General features: G+C 63.8%; 7 protein-coding genes and 1 pseudogene. All 8 read right to left on the bottom strand.

Translation table 11 applies throughout. From position 1 onward, the window contains the following. Nucleotides 1-217: 217 nt before the first annotated feature. Nucleotides 218-343, bottom strand: a pseudogene (locus tag ACR0EZ_RS23890) (IS6 family transposase); the annotation flags it as partial. Nucleotides 344-681: 338 nt separating this feature from the next. Then, the gene (locus tag ACR0EZ_RS23885) at nucleotides 682-1,290 is read right to left on the bottom strand and encodes a hypothetical protein (RefSeq protein ID WP_480617292.1); all 609 of its coding nucleotides are present in this window, start codon (nucleotides 1,288-1,290) and stop codon (nucleotides 682-684) included. Nucleotides 1,291-1,293: 3 nt separating this feature from the next. After that, nucleotides 1,294-5,637 carry an eCIS core domain-containing protein gene (locus ACR0EZ_RS23880; protein WP_480617291.1) on the bottom strand — a complete coding sequence of 1,448 codons (4,344 nt, stop codon included), beginning with the start codon at nucleotides 5,635-5,637 and terminating at the stop codon, nucleotides 1,294-1,296. 194 nt (nucleotides 5,638-5,831) lie between these two features. Further along, nucleotides 5,832-9,149, bottom strand: coding sequence for a DUF6519 domain-containing protein (locus ACR0EZ_RS23875; protein ID WP_480617289.1), 3,318 nt, complete (start codon nucleotides 9,147-9,149; stop codon nucleotides 5,832-5,834). A 21-nt stretch (nucleotides 9,150-9,170) separates the two neighbouring features. Next, the gene (locus ACR0EZ_RS23870; protein ID WP_480617287.1) at nucleotides 9,171-12,413 is read right to left on the bottom strand and encodes a hypothetical protein; all 3,243 of its coding nucleotides are present in this window, start codon (nucleotides 12,411-12,413) and stop codon (nucleotides 9,171-9,173) included. Beyond that, nucleotides 12,410-14,968 carry a baseplate J/gp47 family protein gene (locus ACR0EZ_RS23865; RefSeq protein WP_480617285.1) on the bottom strand — a complete coding sequence of 853 codons (2,559 nt, stop codon included), beginning with the start codon at nucleotides 14,966-14,968 and terminating at the stop codon, nucleotides 12,410-12,412. The genes ACR0EZ_RS23870 and ACR0EZ_RS23865 overlap by 4 nt, the downstream gene beginning before the upstream one ends. Beyond that, complete coding sequence (locus ACR0EZ_RS23860) at nucleotides 14,965-17,400, bottom strand: baseplate J/gp47 family protein (RefSeq protein ID WP_480617284.1); 2,436 nt, start codon at nucleotides 17,398-17,400, stop codon at nucleotides 14,965-14,967. The genes ACR0EZ_RS23865 and ACR0EZ_RS23860 overlap by 4 nt, the downstream gene beginning before the upstream one ends. Beyond that, nucleotides 17,397-17,795 (bottom strand): GPW/gp25 family protein, encoded by a 399-nt coding sequence (locus ACR0EZ_RS23855; RefSeq protein WP_480617283.1) that lies wholly within the window; start codon nucleotides 17,793-17,795, stop codon nucleotides 17,397-17,399. The genes ACR0EZ_RS23860 and ACR0EZ_RS23855 overlap by 4 nt, the downstream gene beginning before the upstream one ends. Nucleotide 17,796: the final 1 nt, after the last annotated feature.

The following is a 17,796-nucleotide window of genomic DNA, read 5'->3' as shown; positions in this document are numbered from 1 at the left end:
GTCATTGGGTGGCTCCTTTCCTAGCAGTCCAAGACAACTGCAGTATGGCGCATCGCGACGCCGGTGGAGCAGGAGCCACCCACTCCATCCGTAGTGGGCCGGTTTGGGTCGTGCGTGAACACTGATGTGGGTCTGTCGCTTGTTTTACTGTTCGGATGTGAGGCGTTCCCGGTTAGATATCAGGAGCGCCACAAATATCACTCACGTCATACTCGGTATGCCGTGTAGACCAACGGTTCAGCGTCGTGTGATCTATCGCAATGCTACGCTCGGACATGATTTTTTCAAGATCACGGTACGACACGCCATATCCGACGTAGAAGAACACAGAAAAGAGGATCACATCCTTAGGATATTGCGCGCCTTAAAACGAGATCATGAGCTGGCTTTCGACTAGTTGGGACCGAATGCCATCCACGCGCTAGACCCAAACGCGTCAACAGCCAAAGCTATGCAACAGAGCCCTCGTTCTGCTGGTTGTTCCATCTGTCCAAGATTGTGTCGCAATTTCAGGACCGGCCACGTTCGGTCTGGCACGGGCAAATGGTACTGCGACCTCGGAAAGCAGTCGGAAGCCGGATGCCGTCGCGTTGGTCACCGGAGCTTTGGCATGAACCGGTTGGCGGCCTGACGAAGGTGCCTAAGTGAAACCTGAAAGAGGGTGGTTTTCCGCCTGACCGGTCATAAATCGTGACTGCGCGGCCCCTGCGGTTCAGATGCCTGCTGGACAGTCAATCGCATCAGTTCTTGAAGCTCCGCGTCGCTTTCATGTGCGAGTGCTCCTGCAATCAATTCAATCAGCTCTGGCGAACGGACCAGATAGGCGGCAAAGACCGCGGATTTTCGTGCGCCGGCAAACTCGTCCGCGAGCGCCTTTTGCACCAGCGAAGTCAACTGTTCATGATCAGAGCCAACCGGTGCCACCTGAGCAAGCCGCACCAACCGATCTTCCAATGCACGCCCGGAAAGCGGTTGTGCGTCCGACAGCAACTCTGAAAAGCTCTGAACGTCAATTTGCTTGCGTATTCGATTTGCAAGGCTTTCAGCGTCGGCGCCTGATGGCGCAGCAATGTCAATGCGAAGAATCTGGTTCAGGGAATCATCCGACAGGAACACGATGATTTCACCGGATTCGGAAATCCATGTGATTTCTGTTGTTCCATTCCCGTCATCTACTGGCGGAGCGCGGTCAAATTCCCCCAACGCGGTGGTCGCGGACTTGATTGCGTCAACGGCTGACATCAGATCGTATTGAGACGCCAGAAGGCGGATTCTGAGTTGGTTGGTCATGACTCAAGGATACCGACTTCGAAGGAAGGCGACCATACTTGCAATCAACCCGGCTACTGCGGCGTCGCGTTGTGCGGGTGTTGAGGCGCGGCGGCCGGCGCGGGAAACGTTTGTGATAGCCCACCTGCGGAAGGCTTGCGCCAGGTCGCGCAGCGCTGTCCCTTCGCCGTAGATGTCCATGCTGCGCGCTTGCTGATGCAATACGCGATCCAGTCTCTGGAACACGCGGCCGGTGCGTTCACGCCGGGTTGCCGAGGCTTGATCGACCCGGGCCTGAGTGAAGGAGCCGCTGTCTTGTCTGCCCCGGAATTCCTGATCGGCTGCGACCGAAGCCCCTTGCGGAGCCATCGGATTGAATTCGCCGCTGGCTGCCTGCATTGGATCCACCATACCAGCGCTGACCAGATCGCGCGTAACGGCACGGGTGGCCAATTGCCCGGGTGCCCGCGCCGCTTCGACCACGTCGAGCAATTGATTGCCCGAGGGCGTCTGCAGCGTGGCCGGCGTAAATCCGGCGTAGCTGGGTGCACCGGGCTGTACCATCATCGACCCGCGCAGATTGTCCCGGATCGTGACCAGTGGACCGCCGGGGCGCGTTGAGAATGAGGCGATCCGGCTGGCCTGGCCGCGTCTGCTGCGGTACGGCATCAGCATTTGCCGTGGTCCGGAAAAGAACCGACGGGCTCCGAACACGACGTCTGCGTCGTTCATGTTCGGACCCGCCACAGTGTGCCGCCCCGATGCCAGCCCCTGATCAAATGCGGCTGCTTCGCTGGCCACTTGCGGATTCTGCAGCCGCTGTTGTTCGAATATCCGTTCCGCTTCGCGCAATATGGGCTCAAGCGCATTGCCGATACGCTGCGGGCTCATTTGCGAGATTCGTCCGGCTTCGGAAGCCGGGTTCACCCGCGCCATGATGCGACCGCCGGTTATTGCAAGCGAAGACAGGCGATAGCGGATGCGCCACACCGCCAGACGCGCTCGCAGTCCCAGCCTTGAGACACCGCGTCTGTGCAACCGTGCCACTTTGGGGCGAATGGCACGAACGGCACGTTGCAGCCGCTCGCGCCGACGGCGCTCCCGTTCTTGTTGACGGCGGCGGCGGCGGTCGGCGGCGCTTTCCCGGCGGCGGGTGTTCGGATTGCGACGGTCCCGTCTGCGGCTGCGCCGCGAGCGGCGTTGCCGGCGCTGGCGTCTTCTGGTGCGCGCTCGGGACCGGGCGGCGCCTCGTCTGTTCGCGTTTCCGCCGCGCCCGCCGTCCCGTTGCCTCTGCCTACGTCCGCGTCTGCGGCGGCGTCGCATCCGTTGCATCAACGCCCGGAAGCGCGAACCGATGCGGCGGATGATGCGGCCAAAGGGGCGGGCGATGGCCCCAACCACGCGGCGGATCAACCTGTCGACACCCAGAAACGTCAGGATGGCGTCGACGGCGGCCACAATGCCGAAGGCAATCGCGCGGGCAAAGGCCACGGCTGCACCGCCCAAACCACCCGCGACGGCCATCAGGAAACTGTAAAAAGCCTGCGCGGCGGTAAACAGGCTTTGCACAAGGGCGTAGGCCCCGCGAATGGCGTCGATCACCGCCATGATCGCTCCGACCCCGGGGATCAGCTTGGCCGCCAGTGTCGTGGCAAGCCAGATCATCGCCGCCGTTCCGATGGCCGGTAACATGGCGGGCAAATTCTCGGTAAACAGCCCGATCATATTGGTCGCCAGCGCCGTCAGCATTTCGTACCAGTTGGGGGGCAGCGATAACAAAAGCTGCAACATCGGCAGCTTCATAAAGAGCCACTGCTTGAACGCTTCCTGCAACTGCCCCCAAAGGTGATTGCGCATCCCGTCGCCTGCCTGCGCCAGCGCGGATGACAGAAACGTGCCAATGCCCATGCGGGTGATCCGCGCCATCAGCGCCATGAACTGCCCCAATGCAGCGGCAAGGGCGGCAATGGCCCCGGCGATCCGGTCCACCAGACCGGCATTTTCCGAGCGGATCTTCTCCAACTCGGCATCCATCGCCTGAATCGCGCGTTCGCGCTCGGCATCCAGCGCGCGCTTGGCGGCCTCGGCGGCCTGGTCGATGCGCTGCTCCATCCGGGTGAAGCCATCGCGCGCCCGTGTCAGAGCCTCCTGTGCCGCCGTATCAAGCTGGTCGGCATTGTCTGTCATCAACTGCTCGATCGTCTCTCTGGCGGTGCGCAGAGCGGTTTTGCAGTCTTCGATTGTGGTGTCGATATAGGCCTTGATCTGGGTGATCAGCGCATCGATATCGGCAATATACTGGTTCCTGTGCCGTTCGTAGAGCCGCTTTACCTCTGACACGGAGTTGATCGAGAGGAGCCAGTCGCGCACTCTGCGTGCGGCACCCCTCAGGCCTGAGTATCGCCGCCGCTTGAGCGCTTCGAGGTCAGAGCGTACGCCACTGGCAAAGGCTTCGAGCCGCGCGCCTTGCCGTTCACGAAAGCTCTCAACCGCGTCCGTAGTGAGTGACGAGAGTTTTGTGTTCACCTCGGTCTGAGCGGTCTGGTAAGTGGTGTTGATCTGGTCGGCCAGCGACTGCTCGCCCTGTTCCTCACCAACGCGCGTGCTGTCCTGTTGCGTGGACACGCCGGTTTGTCCGGCCTCGCGCTGACCAACCATGTCCGCCTGCGCGCCGGACTGCGCCCCGGAAAGCGCGCTGCGGGCCGTGTCGCGGGCCTGTGTTTCTGTCGCGCGGGCCCGGCTGCCCGCAGCCTCGACATCGTCATTCAGCTTGGTTTTGTCGTTTCCAATGTCGCGCAGGGGGCCTTCGTCAGCCTTGTTGAGCGTTTCGTCATCCACATCATGTTCGGCCAGTTTGGCGTCCGCTTCGGCCTTGAACTCGGTTGCATCCAACGCCTCTTCGTTCACTTGCGGCGGCACCGCCTGCGTCAGGGCGGGATCGGCAGTGTCCGGCGCGGTCATAGGCTCGGGCTGCGGCACCGCCAGGGCGGGGGCTGCGCCTTCGGGTGGGGCATTGACCGCATCAAGGCTGGATTGCACCTGTGCGGTCTGGCTTTGGGCCTGATCTGCAATTGCGTCGGTCAGCGGTGCCCGGCGCGCGGCACCCCCGGCCCCGGCGAAATCCTCCAGCTCTTCGATGGTGCCCGGCGTTGCCGCAGATACGGCCGAACGGGAGGCGGCGCGTGCCGCCGCTGGATCGCCTGCGGGCACGTCCGCGCCTTCCAGTGCCGTGGCATGGCCTTGCTGGCCCGAGGCCTGTGCGGCATTGGCTGGCGGGGCGGCGGCCTCGCGCGCGGCTCCGATCCGGCTGTCAGCCCCTTCATTGGTCGACAGCGCCACGGCGCGATCTTCCAGCCTGCGCTGAGCCTGGCGGGCAGTTTCGGCCCCGCGGTCGCCCGTGACCTTGCCAAAGGTGCCGCCCCCGCCGCCGCCGCCACCGCGCGGAGCCCGACTTGCGCCCTTACGGCTCTTTTCCTTTTTCTCCTTTTCGGTGTCTGTTTTCTGCTCTTTTTCCTTCTTGCCCTCCCGTTTTGGTTTCGCCGCAGCGGCAGGGCCTTCTGCCGCGGCACCTACAGGGCTGCCTGCGGTCATCACATTGGGCGCACCGGGTGCCGTGCCGGCTTGTGTCGTCTGTGCTTCGTCCGGGGCTTTCGCGGACTGCTCGCTTCGGGCGTTGGATGCCTGTTTGGTGTCGCGTCTGGATGCACTGTCCACCAGTTTGCCGCCTGCGGGGCTGAGGGTGGAGGTCATCGTCGGAGTAAGTATCGGGGCCGGACCGGCCCTGGTGGCACCCAGCACGCTGGTCGGGGCGGCCACAACGGGCGAGGGGGCTATGGTGCTGGCCTTGGCGCGCCGCATGATGCGCCCCCGTGTCGACAGGCCCGAGAGCGACAGGCTCGCCTTGCGCCCGGCCACGATATTGTCTGCAGCGGCGCGCGCTGAAACCTCGGCGCTGTCCGAGATGTTTGAGACCAGCGCATGACGCTGCACAACCTGCCCGCCTGATCCGCGTTGCTGGACCACATGCGCAACCTCCTCGGCGATCAGGTGATCCCCGGCCTTGGTGCCGGGATTGTAGCGCCCGGGTGCGAAGGCGATATTCGGCCCTGTTGCAAAGGCCTCGGCCTGTACTTGCGATGTGGCTTTGGCCGCCGCCCCACCGGTATGGACCCGCACATCGCCAAGATTGGTACCAAATCCGGCTTCCAGCCGCTGGCGCGTGGACAGGGGCAGGGGCGCGCCGCCGGTCAGGCTGGACTGAAGTGTCGACAGGTCTGCCGCACCCATTGCTTCGGGCGCTGGCGTCGGGGCCGGTCTGGCGGGGGCCCTGGCGGTTTGGGGGGCGGATTTCGCAGCGGCCTGTTTCATTCCGGGCCCCGGCAACAGAGAAAGGGAAAGCGAGGCTTTCCCTTTGCTATCAGAGATTTGAACTCTGTGAACCATAAATACATATCACGTTGGCGAAGCCCACTGTTGCGAGAAACGCCGCGGATATGCAGCTTGGACACTACCACAAGTTGCTTGTATGTCCTAGTGGTTTTCGGCACAGCTTCAGTCTCTGATCAAGGTATATTGACGATTTCTGCCTGTCCGGGGCCTCCGGAAAGCGCGTTGGCCGGAATAGACGCAGTACCCGTCTGGTCAGAGATTTTCCAGACCGAGCGGGTGAGATCAGGCTGAGGATTCAGCGCGCGGAACCGTACTCCGTGTGTGGTGCCGAAACAGGCGTTTCGCTCAAGCTGAACATAGCTGCCGAACACCCCCCATAGCCGGATACCATCTGTTGGTGCCAGACCAACCGGCACGGGCCGGTCAGGATCAATGATCCCGGTCTCGGCAATCAGGTTGTTCACCCGATTGTTGCGCACCGCGACACTGACAGAGCTTCCGACCATAATTCCCCAGCGCGAGCGGGCATACATCGGCGGGCGGATATCAACGCGGTTGCCATCGACTTCGACATCGCGGAAAACCGTTCGCTGCGTATCGAACCCGACTGTGTTCCGGGCATTGCCCGCGATGCGGATGCCCTGTTGAAAGCCCGAGATGCGATTGCCGTTGATCCGGACCGATTGCGCATCCTGACGGTCGATCAGGGTCGAGGGGTCGCGCTCTCCGGCAATCGTCGGTCCGCGCGGGGCGGCGATCACGATGCCCGTTTGCCCGTGCGTCAGCGTGCCGCTCGCCCTAATGGCGATACCAACGGCCCGGACCCGCCCCCGCGCCGTTGCCGGGACAGTCACAGGTGACGGAAGCTGCAGCGCGGCGCGTATCAGGCCCCGCCGGAACCGCCGGATATGAGCCCGCATGCTGGGCTGGCCACCCGAGGGGTTGCCTGGCGGGTTGGCATCGGCCAGATCGTCCCAATTCCTGGTGGTGATCAGATTATGGGTTGAAAACCGCAGTGGATCGCGGCCCCAACCTGCAATTGCGATATTCTGGCGTCCCAAATCCACATTGCTGAACGACACCACCGATCCGCCGACGAAGATATTAGTATCCACGTTGAAACTGAGCTGGCTCAGAAACACGTGGCCAACCGTTGAGGCAAATATGTCATCGCTCGCCACGCGTCCGCTCAGATCGAACCGGTTGCCCGGCACTTCGATATCGCAGCCCGAAGCCTCCACATCGCGCACACCGACGGCCAGAATGCCGGTGTCGTTGTGCCCCAGCTCCATCCGGCAGTCGCGCAGTCTGGCGCTGCGGGTGCGGCCATCATCGCTGGTCGTGATGCGGATCGCGGCTGCGCCGTCGAAGACTTCGGCCCGTGACCGTATCACAAGCCGCTGCACGTCTATCTGCCCACAATCGTCAAACCGCAGGATGCTTTGCCCGGTGCCATCGGCATCGATCGAGAAATCCACCAGAGTCACCGCCCGGCAGTTGCGGAAATAGAACGTGGGCCTGCGCACCGTCAGTAAAGAGCCAAGCCCGATGCCGGTGATGGTGATGTGCCCTTTGTCAAACACCTCGATCACCGACGGCACGGGCCGTGTGCCGGGACCGAGGCAGATCTTGGCGTCGCCGCCATCGGGGATCGCGTCGATGATATCGCGGATATCGCCGCCTTCGGGCACCGGGATTTCGCCGCAGCCATCGCCGGTTTCGCGCTCGAACAACTCGTCCAGCGCTTCCTGCACCGTGATGCTGTCGCTGTCGACGCGCGCGCCGTCATATGAGACGTCATCCGCCTCGATCTCGCAGAGTTTCGGAAAGCGTTTGTCGAGCCATGCTTCCAGCAGCATCGGGTTGCCCGCGGGCGTCTGCTGCAGGATGGCAAGCGGCGCAAACAGCCGTTCCGGCCCATGCGGGGCAGGGAGGACGGGGCCATTTGCGTTGGCACTGAAAACCCGCGCCTCATATTGCCACCAATCGCCGGGCTCGAACGCGGTGCCTGCGATATCCGCCTCGATCCCGTGTTCCAGCTCGTAGACATTGTCGGCGCTGTGCCGGATCAGCCCGGACCAGCGGCGCAGTTTGAGGCTGCCGGGGTCGTGCTCAGCCGTGGCGATGTCGGTCACGGAGGTTTCGTCCAGCGGATCGCGCAGATCGAAGATGCGGGTGGAGCCAGTAATCTCCTCACCGCCCGACAGGCGCAGAAGCCTGCCCACCCGGCGTTCCGGCCGGGTAAAGCCGCTGGCGTCAAGCGTGCCGGGGGCCGCGTCGCCCAGATCGGTCGCATCGCTGAGCAGTTCCACAAGATCGCCATCACGCAGATCGGAATTGGCAGGCACCGACAGGCTGGCCGCAAGGGGCGGGATGCCACCATCATCGGGGAACCATGCGCGATATAGCTCGGACCCGTTTTCTCGCGACCATTTGAAAAGCACGGCTCCGATATTGTTTTCGTGCGTTTCCAACCGATACAGCCTGTTGTCCGGACCGGTATAGCCGCCCGGTGTGGGCAGGTCACAGGGATCGGCGGTCAGAGTTTCCGTAGCGGTGCCCAATGTCAGCGTGCCGGTCGGGGACAGCCGGTTGGCAAAGGCATCAGACACAGCATCTGCATCGGCAAGGCCGGAAATCTCGGCCAGCTTCACCTGATGGCGCAGCTCTGTCCGGGTGGTGGTGTCAAGATCGCCCCCAAGGGCGGTTTCGCGAATGCCGGGGTCCTCCAGCGCGGAGATGTGCCGTTCCCAGACCTCGACATATGCTATGAAACGCGTGCCGGGTGCAGCAGGCGAGGATTGCCCGACAATGTCAGCCCCGGCGGGATCGGGCAACGCAGGCCACGCGCCGCCCTGGGTTTCAAAGGCCAGCCCGCCGACTTCGTAATTTCCCGCAGCACCGTGCAGGACGGGATCGGTTGTGCTGTCGGCGCGGGTTTCGATCATGGCGACCCAGATCCGCGATGCCGGATCGATATCGATCACAATATCCGTCCCGTCGACCGTCGCATCGACCGGCTGGTAATCCGGCCCGGACGGCACCGCAACGGGCGTTCCGTTCACCAGCGGATTGGCCCCGCCATTGTCCGCGCGCGCCCAGATCCGGATGTCGGTCGGCCCTTCCAGCGGCGTTGCAAGCGCAATGCTTACCTGACCGCCGGTGCCCATGCGCAACCCGGGCAACCAGTCCAGATACTTACGCGAATAGTCCCGCACCACTTCGGCCCCGCCGGACGCAATGAAATCATTGCCCAGCGTGCCGTCGAATTGCGTCAGCAAGCGTCCCGGCGTAACGAGCAACCCCAAATCGGACGACCCGGCGTCACCGGCCACCATCGCAAGGTTTTGCCGCAGAGATCCTTCGATCGCATCGGACAGGGCCGCCATGTCCGAGTCCAGTACGGCCCGGCCCTGCTGCAGCAGAACACGGCGGTAGTGTTCACCGCGTTTGGTGTCTGGATTGAACCCTCTGGTAAAATCTCCCTTCATGGCAGACCACCTTTCTTTTCGTTAGTTCTGTCGGATCAGTCCGGTTCGAAGACCCGCGGGTGTATGTTCACTCAGCCGCTGGAATACGGCGCGCTCAAGTTCGGGCAGGCCTGCAAGGTTGAAGGCTCCCATTTCACCGCCGTCAGACGCACCGGTGAGGATCGTGCTGTCAGTGTCCTGTGCCAGTCGCAGATGCGCCGGGTCGCGCCTGTCAAAGGTGACAAAGCGCGGGAAGGGCTGGCGCACCACGCGGTGTTTACGCGGCGTTTGCCCGCCGGGGGCCAGCGCAGAATAGCGGATGCAGCCGGCAAAGCGTTCGCCTGCCGTGACCGGGTGGCGCAGGATCGAATCCGAGATATCGACCTGCCGGGCCTGAACCGGTCCCAGCAGGGTCACGCGGTCCATGGTAAGATCCGCCTCCGGTGCAACAATGGCATCCGTCAACCCGCCCGCCCCGGCATCCAACACACCGTCAGCGATGCGGATCAGGCCCGGATCGGCAAGCGTGATCGGGCCAAGAACCGCGCGCGTTATGGCAAGCGCCTCGGCCCCGGTATCTTCGAAGAAGCTGAACGCCAGTGTCAGATCGCTGCGCCGGACCGTCACGAAATTCAACATCTGTGATTGCGCCTGCGGTAGATTAAGCGTCAGTGCAACGGCGGACGTGAGCGCGATTCCGGTCAATTCCAGAGACCGGTAAGAAACACCACCGGGCACCGAGTTCGCCACACTCACAATCGGCTGCGTGTCGCGCGCGGCGCGGATCACGATGTCATCCGGCCCGGCGGGCCAGGTCAGGACTTCACCGGGGTAGAACCGGCTATCGGCGATTTCGATGACCTCGCGGGGTTGCGGATCGCTTGCAATCGCGGTCAGGGCTTCGGCCAGAGTGCGGTGGAGCGTCTGGCCCGCCGCGACCGCCACAGCCCCTTTGGAGAGGTGCCCGGACGCGGAAACCAGCCGTGTGGCCGGTTCGGGCGCACGACCCAGCACTCTGTCATGGTCAAGCGGAAGCGCGCCCACACTCATCGTGGAACCTGTCTGCATGGCGACCGAAACGCTATCGGGCTGCGGAACCGGCCCGGCGGGATGGTCCGGCGGCGGTTCACTGGCCGCCATCGCGAAAAGCCCATGTGCCGGATCGATGTCGAGCATGCCGGGCAATGCGGGATCAAGCACATCTGGCGGGCTTTCGTTCTGCCAGGCGCAGAGCACGCGCCACCGCAGTACGCGCCTTTGCGGTGCGATGGGTCCCGGCAGTGGGACAGCAGACCCCAGAGCGCGGCGGCGCAGAAGATTGGTGCCCGCCGTCCAGGTGGACCCATCGCGCCCGACCTGCACTGCCGCTGACTGCGCGGCAAGTGGCGCAGGCCCGATTGGCCACGGCCCGCCGATCTCACTGGCGATCAATTCCGGTGTGTGGATCAGAACGGCGCGGCCATCTTGACCGGTAAAGGCAATCTCGCCGGGCATCAGCCGCGCATTCGCGCGTTCGCTTTCAAACCTCAGACAGATGGACAGATCAGCCGGGGCGGCAGCCACGGTTTCGGCCAGTTCGGTCCAGCGCGCCGCCACATCCGGTGCCGGGGCACCTGTCTCATCAAGCGCTTCCCAGGTGCCTGCGGCGGGGTCGGCACCGCTCCAGACCAGCCGCAGCATGGGCCGGAACTGACGCCCCAGTGCTGCAAAACCCAGCGCGAAGCTGAGCGCCGAGGTCTCGCCGCCCGGCAAGACCGAGTTGCCCGACGGGTGCAGCGCCTGCGCCCCGTGAACCACCAACGGTGCGGCACCCGGGGCGGCAAGCGGCGCTGCAAAAGGTCGGCGGTCAGCAGTCGTGGGCGCGGGCGGCCAGATCGGACCGACAGGTGGCGAGGTCAAAGCGCGGTCCGGCAGGTTGGAACCCGACAGCGGCACAGTCACACCTGCCCCAGCGCCGGTGTCGGCGTGATGCAGCCCGCCATCGGCACCGATATAGAACCAGCGCTGATCTGTCAGGCGGACAGCGGGCACCGAGACGTAAAGTGCGCCATTCCGGTAGCCTTCCTGAGCGAGTTCGCCAACGGGGCTGGGATGGCGCGCGCGGATCAATCCGCCGGTGATCCGCAAGACGGCCCCGGCGAAGACGCGGCTGGCCGCGCCGCCTGTTGTGGACAACCGCAGCATGGGCACGGCATCGGCGGGGATCGCGCCGGCGGGGGGCAAGGTGCCGATCTGGCCGGTGATATCCATCACGATACCGGCGCGCAGGACGGCGGCCGTGGTATCGGGCAACCCGGCCACAACCGGAACCGCCATGACCGAAACCGCCACAGGCCCAGAGGTGCGCGCGCCGTCATAATCAATGACGTCGATGCTTGGATTGGTTGTCAGAATGCCGTCGCTGGCAGGAATGTTGCGCGCCGTACGCGGTGCGTCTTGTGCGGATGCGGCGGCGGGCAAGTTGGCAATCCGTACGGAAAACCGCCCGTCCTGCTCGAACCACGCACCGGGATCTTCGGAAAAGATACGTTCGGGCACGCGATCCGTGCGCAGCGTATCCTCGACACCGGTCGGGCGGCAGCGCAGCGGACGCCATGCGTTTTCGGCATCAAAGGCAAAGCGCAGATCCGCGTCGCCATCCGGCAGCCGATGCGCCGAAGCCCCGCTGAGCGGGAAATACTGTGACAGATGCAGCCAATGCGCCATGTGACGCGGGTGGACCCGCCCGCTGTTGGCCGTGATTGCGCGGGGGTCAACGGATTTGGCAAGACTGGCCAGCGGGCCATTGAGTTTTTCGGCCACCGACGGCGCGCGTAGGTCAAGGGCGGTCCGTTCCAGCCGGAGGATGTTCAGGTCCTGAGTGATCTGAACGAGTTTCCAGCCTTCGTTGGTGGCAACAAGCCGGTCTGCCAGTGTGCGCGCCATCTCTTCCAGCATTGCTGGTGTGCCCTTGCGTCTGCGTCGGGCGACCGTGCCCGCAAGATCGCGCCGGTTTGCCTCGGCATCGGAAAAGACCAGTTGCAGCCCGATGGTTTCGGCCAGCAGTGGCAGCATCTCGTTCCCGGCCGTGTCCACGAAGAAATCGCCTTGCAGCTCTTCGATGCTTTGCCGCAGCGCGGCCAGCGGCGCGGCGAGAATGTCGACAAAGGTGCGCAGCTCTTCGTCCGAGGGCGGAACAGCCGCTGCGTTTTTCGCGTCCTGTGCCTTCAGGTGGGTGGGCAGATGCGCATAAAGCAGCGCCGCAGTGCGCGCAAGGCGGTCGGGATCGTAGCTATATCCGGTCATACGCTGCCCTCCTCGACATCCGGGATCAACGCGCCCGGCTCCACCATTTCGACCGTGAGGTTGTTCGGCGACAGGCGCAGCCACTGTCGGTCAGTTGCGTGTATGATGTCCGTCACGCCGGTGTCTGGCAGGATGTCAAAGCAAGTGGCCTCGACCCCCGAGATTGCTTCCCGTTCCAGCAGGCGCGCATAGAGACCAGAGAGCGATTGCGGCGCGGAAAAGGCGCGGCCCGCAAAGGTAAACATCCCCGGCGCCACACGATCATCGGAGAGCAGCGCATCAATGACTTCAGCGCGCACGGCATCGGCCAGCCATGCGGCGTTGCGTTCCACCCGAAGCGTCACGCAGATATCGACAGGTTGTGGGGCAAGCAGCACCATCGGCAACTCGGTATCGCGGCGCGCGTCGAGAAATGCGCGCAGCGCGGTTTGATCGGCGACCGCGCCACCATTTGCATCGGCGGCGATCAACTCGATCGCGCCACGATCCAGCCAGCGGGCGGACGCGCGTGCGACGCCGGGGAACAGCAGGGCAAGATCGGCATAGTCTTGCAGCGAGACGGCCCGGTCGAATGTCAGGATTGGCCTTGTGGCCTGCCGCCGGATCTCGTCGGGACTGGCAGGATCCGTGCCGCCATAGAGCGGCAGCGGATTCGACACGGATTTCAGCAGCGGTGACGCCTTGCGAATTCGCGTTAGCCGTCCGGCCCCGACATCGCCCACCTGTCCGTTTCCGATGCGGTATTCCGCGGTGATATTGCGGGTGCCGGATGGCGGCACAGCGGCGCGGTTCTCGCCGCCAAACACCACGGATAACGTCTGATCCGCGCCTGCTTCGGTCTTGTAATGGCGATCCTCGGGGGTGCTGTAGTGAAAATCCGTCACCCTGTCCCACAACACGCCATCAACGCGCACGTCCAGTTCCGGGGTTCCGCCTTGCGGTCCGGGGATCCGTGTTACGCCTTGTTTTTTAAGCGTGAAACTCTGGTGCGGGGTCACGCCGTCCGATGCACCCAGAATTTCTGATTTGGTCTCGCCATGGCTTACTCGGCCCACGTTGAACCGCAACATCATGTCGCCCAAAGCGAAACCGGAAGCCGGTATCCCATCGTCTAGGCTCAGCACCAGTTCCCACAAGGCGTCCCCCCGTGCTGCCAGCCGCAAAATGGTGGCCGAGGCAGCGAACCCGTCAGATATCCGTTCAAGAATGATGGTGCGACCGGGGCGGATGCCGCTGAGATCGGCTGCAAATTCGGCGGTCGCCGTGAAGGGCGCGGCGTTCGGTTGCCGGGCAACGACGGGCACGCGCGTTTGCCAGTCGGCGTAGATCACCGCATCAAGGGGCAGTTGGCCCCATGTTACGACCGACCCACCCGGGCTGCGCAAATCGAGCAGCCCGGCGCGGGCGCTGAATGTCTGCCGGATCAACTGTTCGGTCGGAAAGTCCGCCGGCGCATCGGCAGGCTGCGGGATCGGCACAAGCTGCCCGCGTTGGAACGTCACGGCCGCTTCGCGGGCGTTGTTCACGGCGTAAGGTGCGGCGGTCGATGCGCCGACAAGTGCAATCGGTGCGTCAGGTTCTTGCGGCGGCATCGGTTCGGACAGGATCAGCGAGGTCCCCGGTGCATAACTGCCCTCGCTCAATCCGCTGATCACATAGCCAAAGGCCGTAGCCGGGGCCGCAGGCTGCATTGACGGATATGTCGCCGGGTTGCTGATGGCACTCGGCGGGAAAGTGACCGGGTCGGCATTGTGGCCAAAAACACACAATTGGGTATCGGGGTGGCACAGCACCTCGTAGGGTGCGCTGGCATTGAACTCAGGCCAGGACCCGGTGCTTTCCGACCCTTGAGACAGGCGGCGCAGGCGCATCAGGCCTGGAGCTTCCACAACAACTTCGCAGACCGCCGACTTCCCGCCCCCTTGCAGCAGGACAACCTCACCGGGGTCGAGCCCGGGTGAGGATGCCACGGGCAGATCGACAAGATCGCCATCGAAGGTGATTTCTGTCGGCACCATGGCCAGATCGGGCATCACGGCGTTCCAGGCATCAGAAACCTCGAGCGCTTCCAGCGTTTCATACGTTTGTGCCTTGATGTCGCCCTTGGGCTCGGATTGCAGGGCAAATCCCTTGGGCACAGTGCCCGCCAGTTCGGGTTTCACCTCGAACACGGCGTAGCCCGTTGCGGCGACCCCCTGATCAGGCTCGTAGGCAAGCCGACGCGCGTGAAGCGTAAGGTTTCGGACCTGCGTGGCGGTGCCAAGATAGGCTTCAGCCGCGTAGTGGCTTTGATGCTCGCCCAGTATATGCGCAAAAAGAGCGGGTATCTCGACCAGGGTGCGCGCCAGCCCGCGATCCTTGGCGGGTATCTCAACGATACCCGGTGCAATGGTACGGCCTGTTCCAGGTTCGGGTACGCCGGACGGGTCGCGTGCCAAAGCCTCGGACAGCGCGACCAGATCGGCAAATCGCAGCCCGAAATAGGTGGTTTTGCCCAGTTCAGGATCGGTTCCGCGGGGGGATGACGTTTGGCGCGAGATGGGAGGGCGGCTCATGACGACACTCCAGTTGCTGGCTCGGCGGCGGGACCGCCGACAACGAAGGCATCAGGCGGGCCAGCGGGTGGATCGATCCCTTCCACGCGCAGGGTGAGCCGCCCGCGATCCGGCCGCGCGTCTTCCCCGGCAAACTGGGCGATCTCGGTGGGGCCAAGGCGGATGGCCCGGCGCACCGGATTCGTACCCGCGTCGAGAAGCGGCCGGAAAGCCAGCGCGCGCACGGCACCTATGGCGGGCTGGCGCTGCACGTCAGCAAGGATGTCGCCCAGGCGCACCTCGGCCCCGAAGCTGGTGCGCGACCGGTGGAAGAACCCGGGCGAAGCAACGGTGCCGGGCACCAGCGCGCGCCGGGCCTGTTCGCGGACCTGCCCCACCCCGGCACCAGCAGCAGGGCATAGCAGAAGGTCAATATCCAGCGGCACGTAATCGGGCGGTTGCACCAGATGTTCGCGGCCCGCCATGCGCAAACGTTCGACGTGGTTCCAGACCGCGTCGGCAAGCGGGGGTTCAAGCACGTCCCCTTCTTCCGGAGCCACGAGTATGGCGATGGTGTTGAAGATACCGCCCAGCGGTTTGGCGACTGCCTGCGCCACGCCGGGTACCTGTTCAGCCGCAAGGCGATAGTCATTTGCGCTGACGCATCGTTCAAGGGCCGGATGGCGGATGCTTTCGGGGATTTGCTGACGCGCCACGTCAAGCGATACCGGCCTGCGCCCACCGCCAGCCTGTGTAATATTCGTGGCGGCAATCACGGCGAGGTTGGAGATTTCGGTATTTCGCGGATCATCCGGTGCCAGTTGCCCAATAGCGTTCAGGGCAAATGCGCCGATATTGCCCGCTGCCGGGTCGCCATGCCGATAGGTGACGCGCAGACCGGCATCCGGCAAGGTTGCAGCAGCCGACATTGGTACCGCACGGCCCTGCACGCCATCCCCGAACAAGATCCAGATAGAGCCGTCATTGTCCCTTTCGCTTGTGTAGTGTCTGTCAAACCCGGCGGAACTGCGCAGGTTCGGCTGCCATTGATACGTTTCGTCGCCGATGGTGACAGAGACTGCAGGGCGCGGCGGCGTGCCGGTATCTGTCATTACGTCGCCTTCCGGCGTGCGCAGCGCGCGCAGCAGCAACTGTCCGGTGGCCGGATCGCTCGCGGTCATAAGATCGGCCCGCCCGGTGCCAAAACCAATAGCGCCCGCAGCACCGGAACTGTCTGCGATCCTGGTCTGACCGTGTTGTGCGGACACAAGGTTAGCCGTGATCAGCATCGGCAGGCCCGAGCTGTCGGACCAGGGGGCAAAGGCCTCGGACGTGGGGGCGTCCCACTGAACCTCTGTCACCTGAACCGGCGTGGGCAACAACGGATCGCCTGGATCTGCAGTCCAGCCGGGGGCCTCGAACTCTCGCAAACCGGTCAGAATTCCCACATGGGTGCGCGGGCCCTGCATCAACGCGATGCGTTGCCCTTCCACAAGTCCAAGATCCCAGCCCAGGATTAGAATCCCACGCGTCCCGGCAGGTAGGATCGCATCCGCCGCGCCGGGCCAGGCAGCAGCGCGCAGGCCGAGCCCGTCCGCCGGATCAAGCAGTCCGGCATTCCACACGGGATCAAGCAAAACCTGCTCTGCCGTTTCGAACCATGTGGTAACGCGCCCGCCTTCGGCTTGGCGCACGATCGGGATGCCTTGGGGCAGGAATCCGGAATTGGCCACATCCAGTGCGATCACGGTTTGCGCGGTTGCGCCCTGATCCAGATCGTAGCCCAGGAAGGCCCCATGCCGGGTCAGCGAAATGCGCTCGCGCGCGGTGTCGATAAATCCTTCTTGCGCGACCCGGTCCTGATGCAGCGACAGCATGTCGGCGTGGTGCGCCAACAGTTCCACCAGCGTCGCCTCAACCGAAGCCGGAGCGAGATCGGACCAGTTCGGGTCCGTTGACCTGATCCAGTCCTGCGCCACCTGCACAAATCCGCGATAGTCTTTAGTCGTGAGGTCAATGGCCGGTTCCGGCGAGCCTGCTCCGGCAGCCGGATCTTCGGCGGGGCGGCAATCCCCGGCGGGGCAGTCGATGTAGAAGTCAAAATGGCTTTGCGCAAAAAACGGGTGCAGCGGATCATTCCCGCCCGTGACCAGCCGCGCAATATGCCGCCCGCGCGGCAGACGACCCGAGGCCGGCGGCAGGAACTGCACGGTGACAGCCGGATCACCGTCGGCCACAGTGACGGTGATTTCCAGCTCATCCGGTTCCGGGCCTTCGACCTCAACTGATTGAGCGGTCAGCCCGTCAGAGACCTTGGCCAGATCGATCCGCAACTCTGCCGCCAGCCCAGCGGGCGTCGGATCGGTGAAATTCAGCGCGGAAATGCCTTGCCACCCGCCCGGTACAATCTCTGCCTGGTCCCAGATCAGGCCATATGCGCCATTGCCGCTCATATGACGATCTCCAGCCGGTTCTGCGTCCGGTCCGAACGGCGCGTGTAGTCTATTGCAATCAGCACCGTGCCGCCGGGCGGGTCGAGGGTGACATCGACATCTTCCAGTATCGCCTCGGGGCCCAGATCACGATCCAGGCTTTGGCGAATGCGATATTCCAGCGCCGGGCGTGCCAGCGGCGAGAGGTTTTCAAAGATTGAACGATTGAGCCCGGCCCCGAATGTCGGTCGCATCACCCGTTCGCCCGGTGCGGTGAACAGGATCGACATGATCTTGGAACGCAGATGCACATCCGGGTCATCCGTTTCGGCCACGCCTTCGCGTTGCGGGACCACATCTTGCCGGGCAAGTTGCGGCCCAAGCACGAAGGGGTAAGAGATGAAACGGTCTGTCATG

The organism is Ruegeria sp. AK4, from assembly GCF_056541025.1.
This window is presented reverse-complemented; position numbering and strand designations above follow the sequence as displayed.